Origin of the sequence: Posidoniimonas corsicana (assembly GCF_007859765.1) — a bacterium.
Classification (GTDB): Bacteria; Planctomycetota; Planctomycetia; order Pirellulales; family Lacipirellulaceae; genus Posidoniimonas; species Posidoniimonas corsicana.
Window position 1 is genome coordinate 3,014,087 of record NZ_SIHJ01000001.1, and the last position, 15,425, is coordinate 3,029,511.

A 15,425-nucleotide genomic window follows, 5' to 3' on the forward strand; every position below is an offset into this window, starting at 1 on the left:
TGACTCAATCCGACGGTTTTCTCGTCCCGACCGTCCGCGGGCGGCGCCAGCGGGCCACTTCCGCGCGGCGGGAATTGTGCTCAAAGCATTTGCTGACATACACTTACCCTGCATCCCCACCCCCTTCCTCTCCGGTCCCGCATGACTCTAAGCCCCCTGTACCTCTCCGGCGTGCTGGCGCTCGGCATCGCCGCCCAGTGGCTGGCCTGGCGGATCAAGCTCCCTGCTATCGTGCTGCTGCTGGTGTTCGGGTTCGGGCTGGGCGCGTTGAACGTGCGGCCCCCGTCCGACGACATCATCTTCCCGTTCGTGTCGCTGGCGGTCGGCGTGATCCTGTTCGAGGGGGGCCTCAGCCTGCGGCTGCGGGAACTGAAGGACATCGGCCACGTCGTGACCCGGCTGGTGACCGTCGGGCTGGTGGTGACCTGGCTCGCCACCGCGGTCGCGGCCCACTGGCTGCTCGGCTTCGGCTGGGCCATGTCCGGGCTGCTGGGGGCGTTGCTTACCGTCAGCGGGCCGACGGTCGTGCTGCCGCTGCTGCGGCAGGTGCGGCCGGAGAAACGCATCGGCTCGGTCATCAAGTGGGAGGGCATCGTCAACGACCCCATCGGCGCCGTGCTGGCGGCCCTGGTGTTCGAGGCGGTCGCCCACGGCGACACGGTCGGCCAGTCGGCCCAGGGCCTGATGCTCACGACCGTGGTGGGCGTGTTGCTGGGCGCGCTGGCGGCGACCGTGGTGATCCAGTTGCACAGCCGGTTCTTGGTGCCGGACTACCTGCAGAACGCGGCCATCCTCAGCCTGGTGGTGCTGGTGTTTGCTATCAGCAACTACCTGCAGCACGAGTCCGGCCTGGTCACCGTGACCGTCATGGGCGTGCTGCTGGCCAACCAGCCGTGGGTCACGATCCACCACGTGATGGAGTTCAAGGAGAACCTCCGGGTGCTCCTGATATCCGTGCTGTTCATCGTGCTCTCTTCGCGGGTAGAGATCAGCGGCGAGCAGCTGGCCGACTTCGGCGTGGGCGGGTGGCTGTTCATCGCCACGCTGATCCTGCTGATCCGACCGGCCGCGGTGCTGATCGCTACCGCCGGCAGCGAGCTGTCGCGCAACGAGCGGCTGCTGCTCGGCTGGATCCACCCCCGCGGCATCGTGGCGGCTGCGGTCGCCTCGCTGCTGGCCACCGAGCTGGCCGACACGCCCTACGCCGAGCAGGCGGACAAGTTCGTGCTGGCCACGTTCCTGGTGATCGTCGGCACCGTAGTGGTGTACGGCCTGACGCTGGCGCCGGTCGCGCGGTGGCTTGGCCTGTCGCGTCAGGACCCGCAGGGCGTGCTGTTCGCCGGCGCCTCGCCGATGGTCAAGGAGATCGCCCTCTCGCTGCACGCCGAGGGCTTCACCACGCTGCTGGTGGACACCAACGCCGAGAACATCGCCGCCGCCCGCATGGCCGGGCTGCCGGTCTACTACGGCAGCATCGCCAGCGACCGCGTGCGCAACGACGCCGACCTGGGCGGCATCGGCCGGCTGCTCGCCATGACGCCGAACGACGAGATCAACTCGATCGCCGCCATGGAGTTCTCCGAACGCCTGGGCAGCGCCAACACCTACCAGCTGGCGCAGCACGAGTCGCGCGAGCGGCACGAGCGGGTGCCCCACCACCTCCGCGGCCGCACGCTGTTCCGCGAGGGCATCACCTACGAGGCGCTCGCCGCGCGGTTCGAGAAGGGCCACGTGATCAAGAAGACCACGCTCACCGAAGACTTCACCATCGAGAACTTCCGCGCCAAGTACCCCGACGCGCTGATCCTGTTCACCGTGCCGGAGAAGGGGCGCCTGCGGGTTTCGGTGGCCGGGCACAAGCTCGACCCCAAGCCCGGCAAGAAGCTGGTCGCCCTGATCGACGAGAGCGACGACTCGCACGCCGAGATCCCCGCCGCGCAGACCGCCGACAACCAGGCGTCCGCCGCCCAGGCCTGACGGGGGGAAGCCGTTGTTGGAGTCCGGCCTTGAGGCCGCTGGCTGTGGAGGCTGCCGGCGCTCACGGCGGGCTACCCATCCAAGTCTTTCTGCATCTCCACATGCGCGATGCCCACCTCCTCGAACTCGCCGCCCACCAGTCGGTAGCCGAGTTTTTCGTAGAACCCGATCGCCGGCACGCGGGCGTGGAGCGTCACGCTGGTGTAGCCCCGCTCGACCAGCGCGGGCTCAACCGACCCCAGCAGCCGACGGCCATATCCGCGTCCCTGCTGGGTCGGATCGACGGCCATCTGCCTGAGCTGCACGGCGGTTGGCGAGGTCGGCTTGGCGACCACGCAGGCCAGCAGCTCGGCGGCCTCGAACAGGCCGAAGTGTAATTGGTCCGCCTCGCCAGCGAGGTCTTCCTGGAAGAGGTCCAGGCCGAGCGGGCTACGCAGCACCGCCTGCCGCAAGCGACACGCGCGGCGGTAGTCGTCCGAGTTGTGGGCGATCTCTCGAAACTGCGGCATCTCGCTAAGTCCTAGCGCGTCAGCGTGGATCGATCTGCTCGATGACGCGGCGAAAGTGCTCGTAATCGGACTTCGCTTCCCGGATCGAGAGCCCTGGATTGATTCTGCGATGCTCTTTGATGAAGGCCAGCTGGTTGCCAGTAAAAGCGTGATCAGACAAGGCTTTGGTTGTCACCTTCGGTGGGGCAAGCTGCAGATAGACATGATCGGGACGCCATGATCCCCAATCGAGCCCACGGTGAAAGTGTCCCCACTTGTCTGCATCTTTCAAACAGTGAAACCCGTGTACGTTGTCGACCTGCAAGTGAACACAACTAACGCACTTCCTGGGTACCGCCACTTTTGCCGAAATAAAGCCGTCTTCGTAGAGCACAGGATCGGTAGGGCCATCGACGCCACAAGGACCGTGATCTAGGTGGAGTAAGCAGCCTACTTCCTCAACGAATCGCGTACACTCGCCCTCGAACAGGTGGCGGCAATCGGCGCATTTATTAGGAACCGTCCCTACAAATCCCAAGTGGCCGTATGGCGAGGGCGGATCGATGGGGCCGTCAACGGGACATGGTGGGAAGTAGCGGTGAAACATGGAAGGAGCAGGCAACCGTTAGGGATTCCGTTGTGAACGTCTGCCCCTGCATTGTACGAGAACCTGGTTCTCTCAAACTGGACGGGTCCGACTCCCTAGTTGGAGCCCTGCGGTGGGTGGGGTGTCAAAGTGGTAGTACCGCGTGTTGTCTCCAGGTTTTCGGTAGAATCCGGCCACCCATCGCGATCTAATGAGGAGACGGGCGAGCTCCGTCTCCCCGTTGTTCGGCCGCTCGGCCATATCGGAGTTGTGTTCATTCTTGTCGACCAAATCGGACAAAACCCCTCGGCGGCGGCGCCCACTGGATTCCCCGTAAGCCAAACGTCAAAAACGACTTAAGCGAAAACCAGGGGGAAGATACGCCCGGAGTTTTGTCCCCTCCGCGGGTGTTTTTGGACAAAACGAAAGGGACAAAACCCCACCGGCCGCCGCTGTGGCGGCGCCGGCTCTACCTCCTGTTCCTGGCCCACTCCTCTTAGCCGATCTCGCCGATGCCTGCTCTACTCCGCTGCCCGTTGATCGTGCTCGCGCTGGCAGGCTGCTGCCTGTCGGCGCACGCCGCGGACGACCAAATCCCCACGCTGTACGTCGCCGGCGACTCGACCGCGGCCAACGGCGCCGACGGCGCCCGCGGGTGGGGGCGGCACCTGGGCAAGTTCTTCGACGCCGAGCGGGTGCAGGTCGAGAACCGAGCGCGGGGTGGCCGCAGCAGCCGCACGTTTGTGACCGAAGGGCTGTGGGAGCAGATCCGCTCGGAGCTCAAGCCGGGCGACGTGGTGCTGATCCAGTTCGGCCACAACGACGGCGGCCGCATCAACGACCCGCGCCGCGCCCGCGGCTCGCTGCCCGGCCTGGGCGAGGAGACCAGCGAGATCGACAACGAGCAGACCGGCCGGCACGAGGTGGTGCACACGTTCGGCTGGTACCTGCGGAAGATGATCGACGAGACCCGCGCCGCCGGCGCCGAGCCGGTGCTGCTGTCGCTCACGGTGCGGAACATCTGGAAGGACGGCCACGTCGAGCGCGGCTCCGGCCGGTACGGCAGGTGGACCCGCGAGGTCGCCGAGGCCGAGAACACCCCGTTCATCGATCTGACCAGCATCGCGGCCGACAAGTACGAGCGGATGGGGCAGGCGGAGGTCGGTAAGCTGTTCCCCCGCGACCACACGCACACCGGCGACGACGGCGCCCTGCTCAACGCCCGGCTGGTGGTCGAAGGATTCAAAGGGCTGCGGGAGGAGATGTGGGCGCCGTGGCTGTCGGTCGAGGGACGCAACACACCCCGCGCGGCGCCCCAGTACGTGCGTTTCCCCAGCGTCCGCCGCGGGGCCACCGAGGCGGGCAAGAGCCGCTTCCTCAACACGCCGCACCGCATCGACGACGCGCTGCCCACGCTGTGGCTGATCGGCGACTCGACGGTGCGCACCGGTCGGGGCCGCGGCGAGGGTGGGCAGTTCGGCTGGGGCGACCCGTTGGAGGACTACTTCGACCGCGGCAAGATCAACGTGGTGAACCGAGCGATGGGCGGCACCGGCGCGCGGACCTTCCGCACCGGTCGCTTCTGGCAGCCCGTGCTCGAACAGTTGCGGCCGGGCGACGTGGTGCTGATGCAGTTCGGCCACAACGACAACGGCAGCCGCGGCGCGCTGCGCGGCGTCGGCGACCAGACCGAAGAGCAATCCAAAGAGGATGGGCAGACTGAAACCGTGGAGACGTTCGGCGCGTACCTCCGCAGGTTCATTGCCGAGATCCGCGACAAGGGCGCCGTGCCGATCGTCTGCTCGCTGATCCCCCGCAAGTCGTGGGACGGTGACGCCATCCGCCGCCCCGACGACGGCCACGCGGCCTGGGCGCGGCAGGTCGCCGAGGACGAGGACGTGCGGTTCATCGACCTCTACGAGCGGATCGCCCAGCGGTACGACGCGCTCGGCCCCGAGGCGGTCGACCCGCTGTTCGCCGACCGCGCCACGCACACCTCGTACGACGGCGCCGTGCTGAACGCCGCGTGCGTCGTGGACGGGCTGCGAGACCTAGACGACAACCCGCTGAAGGAGTTCATGTTGGGCAATGCCACTCCCGCAACGCGACAACAATCAGCCGACGGATTACATCCGTCGGAGAACCAGCGGCAGGCTCGCTGAGCGGGGCAGTCTGACGGATGTAATCCGTCGGCTATTGTCAGTTCCGCTAGCAGCACGCAGCCTGGTTCAAGCCGACCGAGCGAGGAACCGAAGAACCACAAGTCCGACACCGATTCTGAACAACTCCGCAGGGAAGCAGCTTGAGCGACAACACCTACCGCCCCGGGCCCGCTGAACGCACCGTGCTCGACGCCAACGGAAAGTCGCACAGCGTGCCGACGGGCTGGGAGCTGCTGCCGCCGGGCGACGCCACGCTGACCCGGCGGGTGAAGGCCGCGGGCGAGTTCTGGCTGGTCCAGGAGAAACGCGGCCGGCGGATGTTCTCGCGCGGCGTGTGGGCGCCGGCGGCGACTATCGAGCGCGTGCGAGCGGAGCTGACGGCGGAGCGGGCCACGCCCGAGTACGCCAAGCGGAAGCAGGCGGGCGCCGAGCGTCGCGAGAAGGAGCAGACCGAGTACGTCGGCGAGTTCACCGACGCGGTGCGGCGGTACCTGGCGTTCCACCCGCGGCACGCCGCGCTGGCCGAGCGGATGGCCGACGTGGTGGCCGCGCACGCCACGCCGGTCGGCAGCGGCACCGTGGCCCGCACCAAGCGGATCCCGGTGGAGCAGCGGGCCGAGGCGGCGGTGATCGCGTGGATGCGGCACCAGACCACCGCGTACGACTCGCTGAAGATCCCCCGCGTAAAAGGGAAGCGGCGCGAGGTGCGGCGGATGCTGGCCGGGCGGTCGAAGGAGCTGCTCGAGCGTTACCGGCAGGGCGCCGCAGCCGACGAGCACTGCGTGCTGCGCGAGGCCCTGCGGCAGACCGAGGCGCAGCGCTGACGGCGGCAGAGCAGCCCGGCCGCGGCGGCGGTGCAGCACGCCAGCGCCGCGGGCTCCGGGGCGCTGGCCGCGGCGGCGCCGGCCGAGGCTTGCCCGTAGTTCTCGCGCCAGAGGTCGAGGTCGGCGTAGTCGACGCGGCCGCTGCTGTTGGCGTCGGCGGGCAGGCCGTCGCCGCGCTGGCCGAGGCTGTCGCGCCACACGGTGTAGTCGGCCGCGTCGACGGCGCCGTCGTCGTTGAAGTCGCCGACCAGCACGGGCGGCGCTCCAGAGAGGTAGGCCGACACCCGCCAGAAGCTGTTGATGTCCACGTCCTCGATCGTCAGGGTTAGCGTCTTGCGGCCGCCGCCCGCCACATAGTCGGTGACGTCGATCTCGTAGGGCGCGACCTCGTCGCCGGGCACCCAGCCGGAGCGGGGGAAGTCGGACGACCACTGGTCGATGGGGTAGGGGTCGTTGGTGTCGCCGTCGCCATTGCCGTCCCAGCGGCCGGAGGTGGGGTTCACGCTGCGGAAGTCGGGGCCGTCGGTCCTCCACGGGACGCCGGTCCAGACCTCCTGGCCGTCGATGGACAGGCGGTGGCGGCGTTGGTTGAACTCGTCGCTGGCGCCGGTCTGCGTGTGGTGGTGGCCCGACGCGAAGTACGTGAGCTTGACCCGCCCCAGATTCTGCGGCACGCGGATCTGGTAGCCGCGCGACACGTCGCCGGACTCGTGCCAGCCGAGGCCGCCGTCACGCGGGATGGCCGCGGCGGCCCAGGTGGCGCCGGGATCGCTTAACGCTTCGGGCTCGACCTCAACCGAAGCGTTCAGGCGCCACGCGTCGGCCACCCAGGTGTCGATGTGGGCCTCGATGGCGAGGGTCTGGCCACTGAGCAGCGGCGCCAGGTCCGATATGTCCTGGCTGTGGGAGGTGGTTCCATTGAACCCGGTGATGAACTTGCCGAGTTGCACCTGCTCCCCGCGGGGCAGGATCACGTGGATGCTGCCTGCGCGGTCCCACGGGTCCTGATCGCCGAGCAGGTCCCAGTTGAAGGTGAGCCGGTCGTTGGGTTCGAACTCGGGGAAGGTGATGGTCCGCTGGATCTCGCGGCTCTGGCCGTCGGCGAAGCCGATGCGGTCGTTCGAGAAGACGCCGATCGTCTGCGCGGCGGCGGGCGCCGACGAGAGCAGAGCGAGCAGCATAGCCGCGGGCACGCCTGGCCGGCACGCGGGAAGGGGACGCCGCCGGCGTCCGGAGGGTTTCACGTTCAAACGACTACCGAGAGTTGCGGCCGCAATGGATCGTGCCAGGATCGCCCGCGGCGGCCTCCGCTGTTCTGTTCCAGAAGCGACGCCCCGCCGTGCTCGGCCGGCGCGCCACAACTGATTCAGTCTAGCTGTGGGGTCCCGCCACCGCAACAAACCGACCGCTACCAGGTGTTCGGTCAGGGCTGCTCGCAGAGCCGCCAGTCGAGCTTCGCGGTTTGCGCGGCGGCCAGCAGCTGCTCGCTAGTGGCATAGCGACCGACGGGGACACGCAACGCGTCGACAGAAAGATCGAGTTGGGGCTCGGCGAACGGCCACGGCGTGGCGGTCGCCCGCCCGGCGGCAGCCGTCCAGTGGAACGGGCCAAACTCAAACCGGGAGGCGGAGAGCTCGAGCGTTTCGTCCGGGTCGTGCGCCCCAAGCGGCGCTCGGCAGCAGAGCCACAGGCTCAGCCAGTCGAACGTCTGGAGATAGAACAACGAGCGGCGGGCTACCTCTGGGGTGTGGCCGGGGTCCTGCGCCCGCCATTCGTCGAGCCACGCCTGCTGATGTGAGTGCTGCTGGGCGAGCCAAGGCGCCCACTGGTCGTAGTCGTGGTCGTGCTTGGATTGGAGGTGGATGAAGTGACCCGATACGATCCAGCCGGCCAGCGGGCCGATCTGTCGGCAGGCCTCGATCGAGTGGGTCCACAACCGCTGCGCGTCGGCGGGCGGCATCTCGGTGAAGCCGTACGGCCGCTGGTGGTCGGGGTCGATCGCCGGGGCGGACTCCCACTCGGCCCAGCCCTCGTCGTGGGTGCGGACCGCCTGCAGCAGTTCGCCCCGCGCCGACTCCAGCCCGGACAGCAGCGGAGGAACCACCGCGTTGCCCCACGCGGCGGCCAGCTCGTAGCTGAGCCGCGCGTGCGCGCGTTGCGGGATCAGCAGCCAGTGATCCGCCTGGCCGGACCTCGGGGCGTCGCGGCGGATCACTTGCCGGGCCTCGCGATGGGGACCTCCGGCAGGCGGCTCCACTCGCCCCAGCTGCCGAAATAGTTGGCCACGTCGCGTCCGCCCATCAGCTCGGTTGCGAACGCCACGACCGATGCCCGGCCGCCGGACTGGCAGTAGGCGATGGTCCGACGCTGGCGGTCAAAGTCGGCGCGGGCGAGGAGCTCCTCGAGCTGCTCCGGCGAGCGGATCTTGCCGGTCGCCGGGTCGACGTACTCCTGCCAGTCGGTGTGGCAGGCGGTAGGGATGTAGCCGGCGGTGTGCTCGCCGGTGGTGCGGGTGTCGATCAGGCAGGCCTCGGCGTCGCCCTTGCCGATGCAGGCCATGACCTCGTCGGCCGTGGCGAGGCGTTCCGGGTGGGGCGTGGCGGTGAACTGGGTGATGGTCTTGGCTTTGGTTGGGAGCGAGAGCTTGCTGCCCGCGGCTCGCCACGCCTTGACGCCGCCATTGAGCAGCCGCACGTCCTCCACGCCCCAGTACTTGAGGATCCACCAGGCCCGCGCGGCGTTGGGCGTGACGGCGTCGTCGAACACAATGACCGTTGAGTTGGGCGCGAGCAGAACCTCGCTGAGCCGCTTGCTCCACGCTGCGGCGTCCTGACCGCCCCGGAAGGCCGCCTTCCACTCACCCACGTTAATCCGCTGAGCGGATGCGATCGTGCCCCGCTTGAACTCCTCGGCCGATCGGACATCCAGGAGCGTCAGCGGCGGCGGCGCCTGACGCGCCTCCTCCTCGGTCATATTGCGCAGCGTACGCGGCTGACTACCCAGCTTCGTTTGGAGCTCGGCGGCCTCGATCAGCAGCTCGGGCCGGGCGTAGGATGCGGGCTCGGCCGCGAGAGTCGGGGCGGCCACGAACAGCAGCAGGCAGGCAAGTCGCATACAGGTGTCCCGTGGGGAGGGTGCGTGGGCAGCCTTCTTGATAGCGGAAACCGGGCGCCAACGCAAAAAAGCCGGCGGCCCAGGGGCCGCCGGCTCGTTGGTCACCATACTTTCGCCGGACGCGATCAGGCGTAGTAGCTCTTGAAGTCGTCGACGGTCTTGATCTTGATCTTGTCGGCGTTGCCGGCCTGACCGAAGGACTCCATGCGGGCCTTGCAGACCTGCTTCATGGCTTCGCGGGCGGGCTTCATCCAGTCGCGGACGTCGAACTTCTCCGGGTGCTGCATCAGCAGCTTGCGGACGGCGCCGGTCATGGCCATGCGGTTGTCGGTGTCGACGTTGATCTTGCGGACGCCGTGCTTGATGCCCTTCTGGATTTCTTCCACGGGAACGCCGTACGTCTGCTTCATCTCGCCGCCGAACTCGTTGATGATGTCCTGCAGCTCCTGCGGGACACTCGACGAGCCGTGCATCACCAGGTGGCAGTTGGGCAGCTTGTTGTGGATCGCCTCGATCCGGCCCATGTCCAGGACGTCGCCGGTGGGCTTCTTGGTGAACTTGTAGGCGCCGTGGCTGGTGCCGATCGCGACCGCCAGGGCGTCGACGCCGGTGTCCGCCACAAACTGAGCGGCCTCGTCCGGGTCGGTCAGCAGCTGGTCGTGCGAGAGCTCGCCGGTGGCGCCGTGCCCGTCCTCCTGCTCACCGCCGCCCGACTCAAGCGACCCCAGGCAGCCGAGCTCGCCCTCAACCGAAACGCCCTGCTTGTGGGCGGCCTCGGTGACGGTCTTGGTCACCTGGACGTTGTAGTCGTAGTCGGCGGGGGTGCAGCCGTCTTCCTTGAGCGAGCCGTCCATCATGACGCTGGTGAAGCCGTTGTCGATGGCGCTCTGGCAGGTCTCGGGGCTGTTGCCGTGGTCCTGGTGCATGCAGACCGGGATGTGCGGGTAGAGCTCGGCCGCGGCCAGCATCAGGTGCCGCAGGTACGCGTCCTGCGAGTACTTACGGGCGCCGCGTGACGCCTGGATGATGACGGGCGAGTTGGTCTCGTCGGCCGCTTCCATGATGGCCTGGATCTGCTCCATGTTGTTCACATTGAGCGCGGCCAAGCCGTAGTTGTTCTCGGCAGCGTGGTCGAGCAGAAGACGCAGGGGCACCAGAGGCATGTCACAAACTCCAGATTCGGGGGGCGGCAGAGGCCGCATTCGGGGGGTTCTTGCAGGATTTGAGGCCACAGTTTACCCCCGGCGGGCCGGCTAGGGAACGCCCCAGCGGTGGGGGAGAGGGCAGGGCGATGTGCCGGGAAGCGATCCTCGGGCAACGGCCAGGCCCGCGCCTCGACCGTGGAAAACCGTCCCCTGAGAGCCGCAATTCCCTCGGCGCGGCGGCGCAGAGCCGTCCCGGGCAAGGCTTCGGCCGGGCTACTCGCCAGCGGGCTCGGCCGCCTTGGCCTGCTCGAGCCGGAGCCACTCCAGCACCACCCAGCCGACTTTCGCCAGCGACTCGCCGCTGCAGTTGCGGGGCACGTCCGCTTCGGTGTGCCAGTGGGGGTAGTCGAAGTCGATGATGTCGCAGGCCGGGATCTTGCCGATGCTGTGCAGCTTGGTGTGGTCGTCGCGGACCAGGTGCTTCAGGCGTGGCTTGAACTCGTCCACCCCCAGGCGGGCGGCGGTCTCCCACAGGCTGCGGACCAGCGGCCGGGTGTCCTTCCACCGCCAGCTGTTCACCTCGTAGTACAGCTGCAGGTCCGCGTCGCCAACCATGTCTAGCAGCACCGCGTACTGGTACTCGCCGCCGGGGTGCTTGCCCTGCTTGTACTGCTGGGCGAAGCCGGTGCTGCCGAGGAAGTACGGGTCGCGGCGGTCGTTGTAGACCAGCTCCTCGCCATCAAACAGCACGAGGTCGACCCCCAGGGGCCCGGCGAACGCGTCGTGGTGGTGGGCCAGCTCCATCAGCAACGCCGTGCCGCTGGCGCCGTCGTTGGCGCCGATAAACCGCCCCGAGCGGCGCGCCCGCGGGTTGGGGTCGCGGTCGGGCAGGGGGCGGGTGTCGTAGTGGGCGCAGACCATTAGCCGCTTCTCCGCGGCCGGGTTGAACCGCACAATCAGGTTGGTGATCCGCACCTTCGGCCCACCCAGCGGGTTGGCCGCCAGGAAGCCTTGGGAGACGACGTCGTCTGCTAGCGGGCCGAAGTGCCCCCGGAGCAGGTCCTGCTGCCGTGCCATCGCGTCGCTGCCGCTGGGCCGAGGGCCCAGGTCGCAGAGTTGCTCGAGATAGCCGAAGGCGCGATCGGCATCGATAGGGTTCTGGTCGGCCCCATCGGCGGCCGGGGCTGACAGGGAGGCGAGCGCCAGCAGCGCCGACGCGAGTAGGGGAGGGCGGTTCATCCCCTCATTCTACGCGGACGCGTCCCGAACCGGCCATAGCAGCGTGGGCTACTGCTGGGCCACCGCGTCCCGCGACTGCTTGCCTTCGGCTGGGGGCGCCGCCGCTACCGGATCGGCCAGTAGTCCCTCGAGCAGCGATTCGAGCTGCTCTCCCTTGGCGTTCATGTGCACCACGCGGCCGTCGGCGTCCACCAGGATCGCCTGCGGCAGGCGTCGGATGCCGTAGCGGACGGCCATCGGGTGGTTCCAGCCAGAGTTCTCCGCGGCGTCGCCGCAGAGCGTAGCCCAGGGCACCTTGTTCTGCTCAAGGAACTGGGCCACCGCCTCGGGCGACTCATCAAGCGATACGCCTACGACCTCGAAACCGATCGCCTGGTACTTCTCGTAGCAGCGGCGGACATTTGGCAGCTCGGCAATGCAGGGGCCGCACCAGGTGGCCCAGAAATCGACCAGCACCACCTTGCCGCGGTAGCCTTCCCAGTCGAGCTTGCCGCCGCCGAGCGTCGTGCCGGACAGCTCCATCGGGTTGCCCGGCAGTCGCAGCCGCCGGCTCAGCCCCTCCACTTTGGGCGCGAGTTCCTGGATCTGCTTGTCGGTTGCTCCCTCGAGCGTGGGAAGCATGTAGTCCAACAGCTGGATGGCGAGCGGCTCGTCGCCGCTGTTGCCGGCAACGTTGGCGACATTCGACGCCAGCCGCACATTCTCCAGCGAACCCGGCGACTGCTCCAGCAGGGCCTGGGCCTCGCTCCGCACCGACTCCTTCTCGTTCGGGCCAAGCTCCCGCCAGTTGTTCAGCTTGTCGTAGGCGGCCAGCCGGCGGGCGGCGGAGGCGATGGCGGGGTTCTCGTCCTGGCACATCTCGGAGAAGAAGCAGTCGCACTGCTCGCGGCACTTTTTCTCGCCCAGCTGACCGAGCACGCCGAGGTAGTGGCGCTTCGCGCGCAGGGCGGCGGCTAGGTGTGATTCTTGGCGGCCGATCTTTAGCAGCCGGTTGGCGGCGCGGATCTTCGCCCACGACGCCTTGCGGTGGTACTGGAACTGCTGCTCGCGCGAAGCGGGCTTGGCCGCCGGCTGCGACTCGGCCTCGATGTACTGAAGCAGCTCAACCGGCGAAGCGTCGGCGGGCGCCTCGCCAACGGTTTCCCCCTCGGTCGTTTGGCCAACGGCAGCGCTGGCAAGCCCGAGGCAACTGAATCCGACGACCGCAACGTACGACAATCGACTCATTCAAACATCCTTTTCCGCCGCGGTGCTTCGAGAAGGGGCCAGCGTGCTTGTGGGTCCCGCTGAGCGGGGAGCGACGCGAGTCAAACCAGAAGGATCCGTTTCCGGCAATGACGTCGAAGCTAGTCGAACGCGGGTCTCTGTGAGCGGTGGGGGGATTGCCCGGCAGCCATCCTGGCGCACGTGGAAGTGGGCGGTGGGGTTGAGTGCAGGTTCCCGATTATCCAGACCTGCGCGGCAAATGCAATTCTCTGACCTGGGAGAACCATGCACCTCGGCCATGGCCTTTCGGACGGCTATCCGCAGCCAGTTGCCGAGCCTTCAGCCTCGCAGCACGCTGACTCGGCCCGCGTCCGCGTCTAAGCGAACGCGGCCGCCATGTGGGAGCGTCAGGTTGGGAACCGTGTGCCCGGTCGGAAATCCCGCCAAGATTGGCGCGTCGACGTCGGAGAAGTAGTGCTCAAGCACCTGAACGCAGGTCGGCGAGGCGTCGTTCTCGTCTGCCTCGCAGTCGGTAAACTGCCCGAGGATCACCCCGGCAACCTCGTCCAGCCGCCCGGCGAGCCGCAGCTGAGCTAGCATCCGGTCAACCCGGTAGGGCGCCTCGGCGAGGTCCTCGAGCAGCAGCACGCGTCCGGCGAACGCCGGCTCGAAGCGGGTCCCGAGCAGCCCTACGAGCACCGCCAGGTTGCCGCCCACGAGCTCACCCTCGCAGGCGCCACCGCGCAGGGTCCTGAGCGTCGCGCCCGTTTCTTCGACCGGCAGGTCGTATGACCCGCGGCCGCTGACGGCGGACCAGAACGCGTCGACGGACGGGGCGTCTAGCTTGCCACCGCCGCAGAGCCCGTCGATGGCGTTGGGCGAGTGGAAGCTCGCCAAGCCCGCGTGACGATCGACCGCGGCGTGCAACGCGGTCAAGTCGCTGTAGCCGATCAGCGGCTTGGGGTTGCTCCTGATGACGCCGAAGTCCAGCCGATGGAGCAGCCGCGCAACGCCGTACCCGCCGCGGGCGGCGAACACCGCTGCGACGTCGTCGTCGGTGAACGCGCGCATGATCTCTTCGGCGCGGACGTCGTCGGTCCCCGACAGGTAGCCGACCGGTTCGCTAAGCGAGCGGTACACCTTCGGGCGGTAGCCGGCGTCGGTCAGATTATGGACAGCGAACTCAACCTGCTCGGCGGTGGGCGAACTGGCGGGCGCAATCAGTGCGACGCCAGCACCGGGCTCGATCGGCGGTGGTGTGATTCGGGAAGGCAAGCGGGCTCCGTGGGGTTGGCGTCTAGAACAGAATGAATCCCAGCACTACCGCCGCCGCAAGCCCGACGAAGTCGGCGATCAGGCACGCCGGCAGCGTGTGGCGGGTCCGCCGCACCTGCACCGCCCCAAAGTAGACCGCGATGACGTAGAAGGTGGTCTCGGTGCTGCCCATCATCAGGCTCGCGGTCAGGCCGAGGCGGCTGTCGGGACCGTGGTCCTCGTCGTCGAAGATCTCGACCAATAGTCCGCGCGATGCGCCGCCGCTGAGCGGCTTGGAGAACGCCAGCGGCATCAACTCCAGCGTGTCGATAGCCTCCTGGCTTTCGATCCCCACCCCGCGCATGCCCATCGCGATCAGGTTTTTAGCGTCGTCGAACAGCCCGCTGGCGGTGAAGACCTTGATCACCACCAGGATCGCGACCAGGTAAGGCATGATCATCACCGCCACCCCGAACCCCTCCTTGGCTCCAACCAAGAATGAGTCGTACATCTGCACGCCACGGATCTTCGCCCAGACAACAATCAGCAGCATCGTCAGCGGGATAGTCCACTGGCTGACAACCTCGGCGACCTCGACGAGGCTCAGCGATGCGAATGTTTCGTACAGGTAGCTCATGACTGGTCGCCCTCCCTGCTCTCGGGTGCGGCGGGGACGCCCTCGCCGGGCGGTGGCGGGTTGTCTGCGAACGCCGGCAGCCTCGAGAGCCATCGGACCGCGATGACCGCCGCGATGGTGCTGGCGATGGTGGCGAGCAGGATGCCGGCGACCGGCGCCGCGGGGTCTCCGCCCGCTGCGGCGCGGAGCGCGATCACCGAGATCGGCACCAGGGTTACGCTGCTCGTGTTGATGGCCAGGAAGGTCGCCATCGAGTTGGTGGCGGTCTCCTTCTCGGTGTTGAGCTCCTGCAACTCCTTCATCGCCTTCAGCCCGAAAGGGGTGGCGGCGTTGTCCAGGCCCAGCATGTTGGCGGAGATGTTCATCAGCATCGCGCCTTGCGCCGGGTGACCGTCCGGCACGTCGGGGAACAGCCACCGCATCAGCGGCCGCAGCGTCCTCGCGAGCGCGTCCACCATGCCAGCGTCCTTAGCAACCTGCAGGATGCCTAGCCACAGGATCATTACGCCGATCAGCTTCAGGCAGATATCGACCGAGATCTGCGCCGCGTCGATAGCCGCCGCAGTGAGGTCCTGCCCCGCCTGCTTGAACGGGTTCGCCGCCGGCGCCGGGGGCTGACCGTCCTCGAGCGGCGCGTCCGCTGCGACCGTGGGCGGCGCCTCAAGGTAGTAGCTGCGGTACACTCCTTTGCCAAAGCCGTAGATGATCCCGATGAAGAGCAACCAGAACCAGATGCGATTGAGCATAGCGTTTCCGTTGTCGTGTAAGTCGTCGCCGCGCCGCCGTCCCGGCG

The 15,425-nt window shown here is 67.9% G+C and carries 14 protein-coding genes; 3 read left to right on the forward strand and 11 right to left on the reverse strand.

All coding sequences use genetic code 11. The features are described from left to right. Nucleotides 1–141: 141 nt before the first annotated feature. Nucleotides 142–1,977 (forward strand): cation:proton antiporter, encoded by a 1,836-nt coding sequence (locus KOR34_RS11585; protein WP_146564740.1) that lies wholly within the window; start codon nucleotides 142–144, stop codon nucleotides 1,975–1,977. 71 nt (nucleotides 1,978–2,048) lie between these two features. Here KOR34_RS11585 and KOR34_RS11590 read toward each other — a convergent pair whose 3' ends face one another. Together KOR34_RS11590 and KOR34_RS11595 are read right to left on the reverse strand one after the other, a co-directional pair. Next, on the reverse strand, nucleotides 2,049–2,486 hold the full coding sequence (locus KOR34_RS11590; protein ID WP_146564741.1) for a GNAT family N-acetyltransferase: 438 nt from the start codon (nucleotides 2,484–2,486) through the stop codon (nucleotides 2,049–2,051). 19 nt (nucleotides 2,487–2,505) lie between these two features. Continuing rightward, nucleotides 2,506–2,859: a hypothetical protein gene (locus KOR34_RS11595; RefSeq protein ID WP_146564742.1), complete on the reverse strand. Its 354-nt coding sequence runs from the start codon at nucleotides 2,857–2,859 to the stop codon at nucleotides 2,506–2,508. Between the two features lie 704 nt (nucleotides 2,860–3,563). Between KOR34_RS11595 and KOR34_RS11600 the strand changes: the two genes are divergently transcribed. Continuing rightward, a complete protein-coding gene (locus KOR34_RS11600; protein WP_146564743.1) occupies nucleotides 3,564–5,213 on the forward strand; it encodes a rhamnogalacturonan acetylesterase in 1,650 nt (549 codons plus the stop codon). Nucleotides 5,214–5,353: 140 nt separating this feature from the next. Continuing rightward, a complete protein-coding gene (locus tag KOR34_RS11605; protein ID WP_146564744.1) occupies nucleotides 5,354–6,037 on the forward strand; it encodes a DUF2293 domain-containing protein in 684 nt (227 codons plus the stop codon). Here KOR34_RS11605 and KOR34_RS11610 read toward each other — a convergent pair. From KOR34_RS11610 to KOR34_RS11650, 9 genes are all read right to left on the reverse strand, one after another. Beyond that, a complete protein-coding gene (locus KOR34_RS11610; protein ID WP_146564745.1) occupies nucleotides 5,962–7,218 on the reverse strand; it encodes a peptide-N-glycosidase F-related protein in 1,257 nt (418 codons plus the stop codon). The two genes, KOR34_RS11605 and KOR34_RS11610, sit on opposite strands and share 76 nt — an antisense overlap. 242 nt (nucleotides 7,219–7,460) lie before the next feature. Next, the gene (locus tag KOR34_RS11615; RefSeq protein ID WP_197531338.1) at nucleotides 7,461–8,252 is read right to left on the reverse strand and encodes a DUF3891 family protein; all 792 of its coding nucleotides are present in this window, start codon (nucleotides 8,250–8,252) and stop codon (nucleotides 7,461–7,463) included. Then, entirely contained in the window at nucleotides 8,249–9,151 is a 903-nt protein-coding gene (locus KOR34_RS11620; RefSeq protein WP_197531339.1) for a sulfurtransferase, read from the reverse strand. Before KOR34_RS11620 ends, KOR34_RS11615 begins: the two co-directional genes overlap by 4 nt. 125 nt (nucleotides 9,152–9,276) lie before the next feature. After that, entirely contained in the window at nucleotides 9,277–10,314 is a 1,038-nt protein-coding gene (gene fba / locus KOR34_RS11625) for a class II fructose-bisphosphate aldolase (RefSeq protein WP_146564748.1), read from the reverse strand. A 255-nt stretch (nucleotides 10,315–10,569) separates the two neighbouring features. Continuing rightward, nucleotides 10,570–11,535 carry a M28 family peptidase gene (locus tag KOR34_RS11630; protein ID WP_146564749.1) on the reverse strand — a complete coding sequence of 322 codons (966 nt, stop codon included), beginning with the start codon at nucleotides 11,533–11,535 and terminating at the stop codon, nucleotides 10,570–10,572. 48 nt (nucleotides 11,536–11,583) lie between these two features. Further along, a complete protein-coding gene (locus KOR34_RS11635) occupies nucleotides 11,584–12,762 on the reverse strand; it encodes a TlpA family protein disulfide reductase (protein WP_146564750.1) in 1,179 nt (392 codons plus the stop codon). Nucleotides 12,763–13,080: 318 nt separating this feature from the next. Continuing rightward, nucleotides 13,081–14,016 carry a S66 peptidase family protein gene (locus tag KOR34_RS11640; RefSeq protein WP_146564751.1) on the reverse strand — a complete coding sequence of 312 codons (936 nt, stop codon included), beginning with the start codon at nucleotides 14,014–14,016 and terminating at the stop codon, nucleotides 13,081–13,083. 22 nt (nucleotides 14,017–14,038) lie between these two features. Then, nucleotides 14,039–14,632, reverse strand: coding sequence for a spore maturation protein (locus KOR34_RS11645; protein WP_146564752.1), 594 nt, complete (start codon nucleotides 14,630–14,632; stop codon nucleotides 14,039–14,041). Then, nucleotides 14,629–15,378, reverse strand: a complete 750-nt coding sequence (locus tag KOR34_RS11650) for a nucleoside recognition domain-containing protein (RefSeq protein ID WP_146564753.1) — start codon at nucleotides 15,376–15,378, stop codon at nucleotides 14,629–14,631. The genes KOR34_RS11645 and KOR34_RS11650 overlap by 4 nt, the downstream gene beginning before the upstream one ends. Nucleotides 15,379–15,425 lie beyond the last annotated feature (47 nt).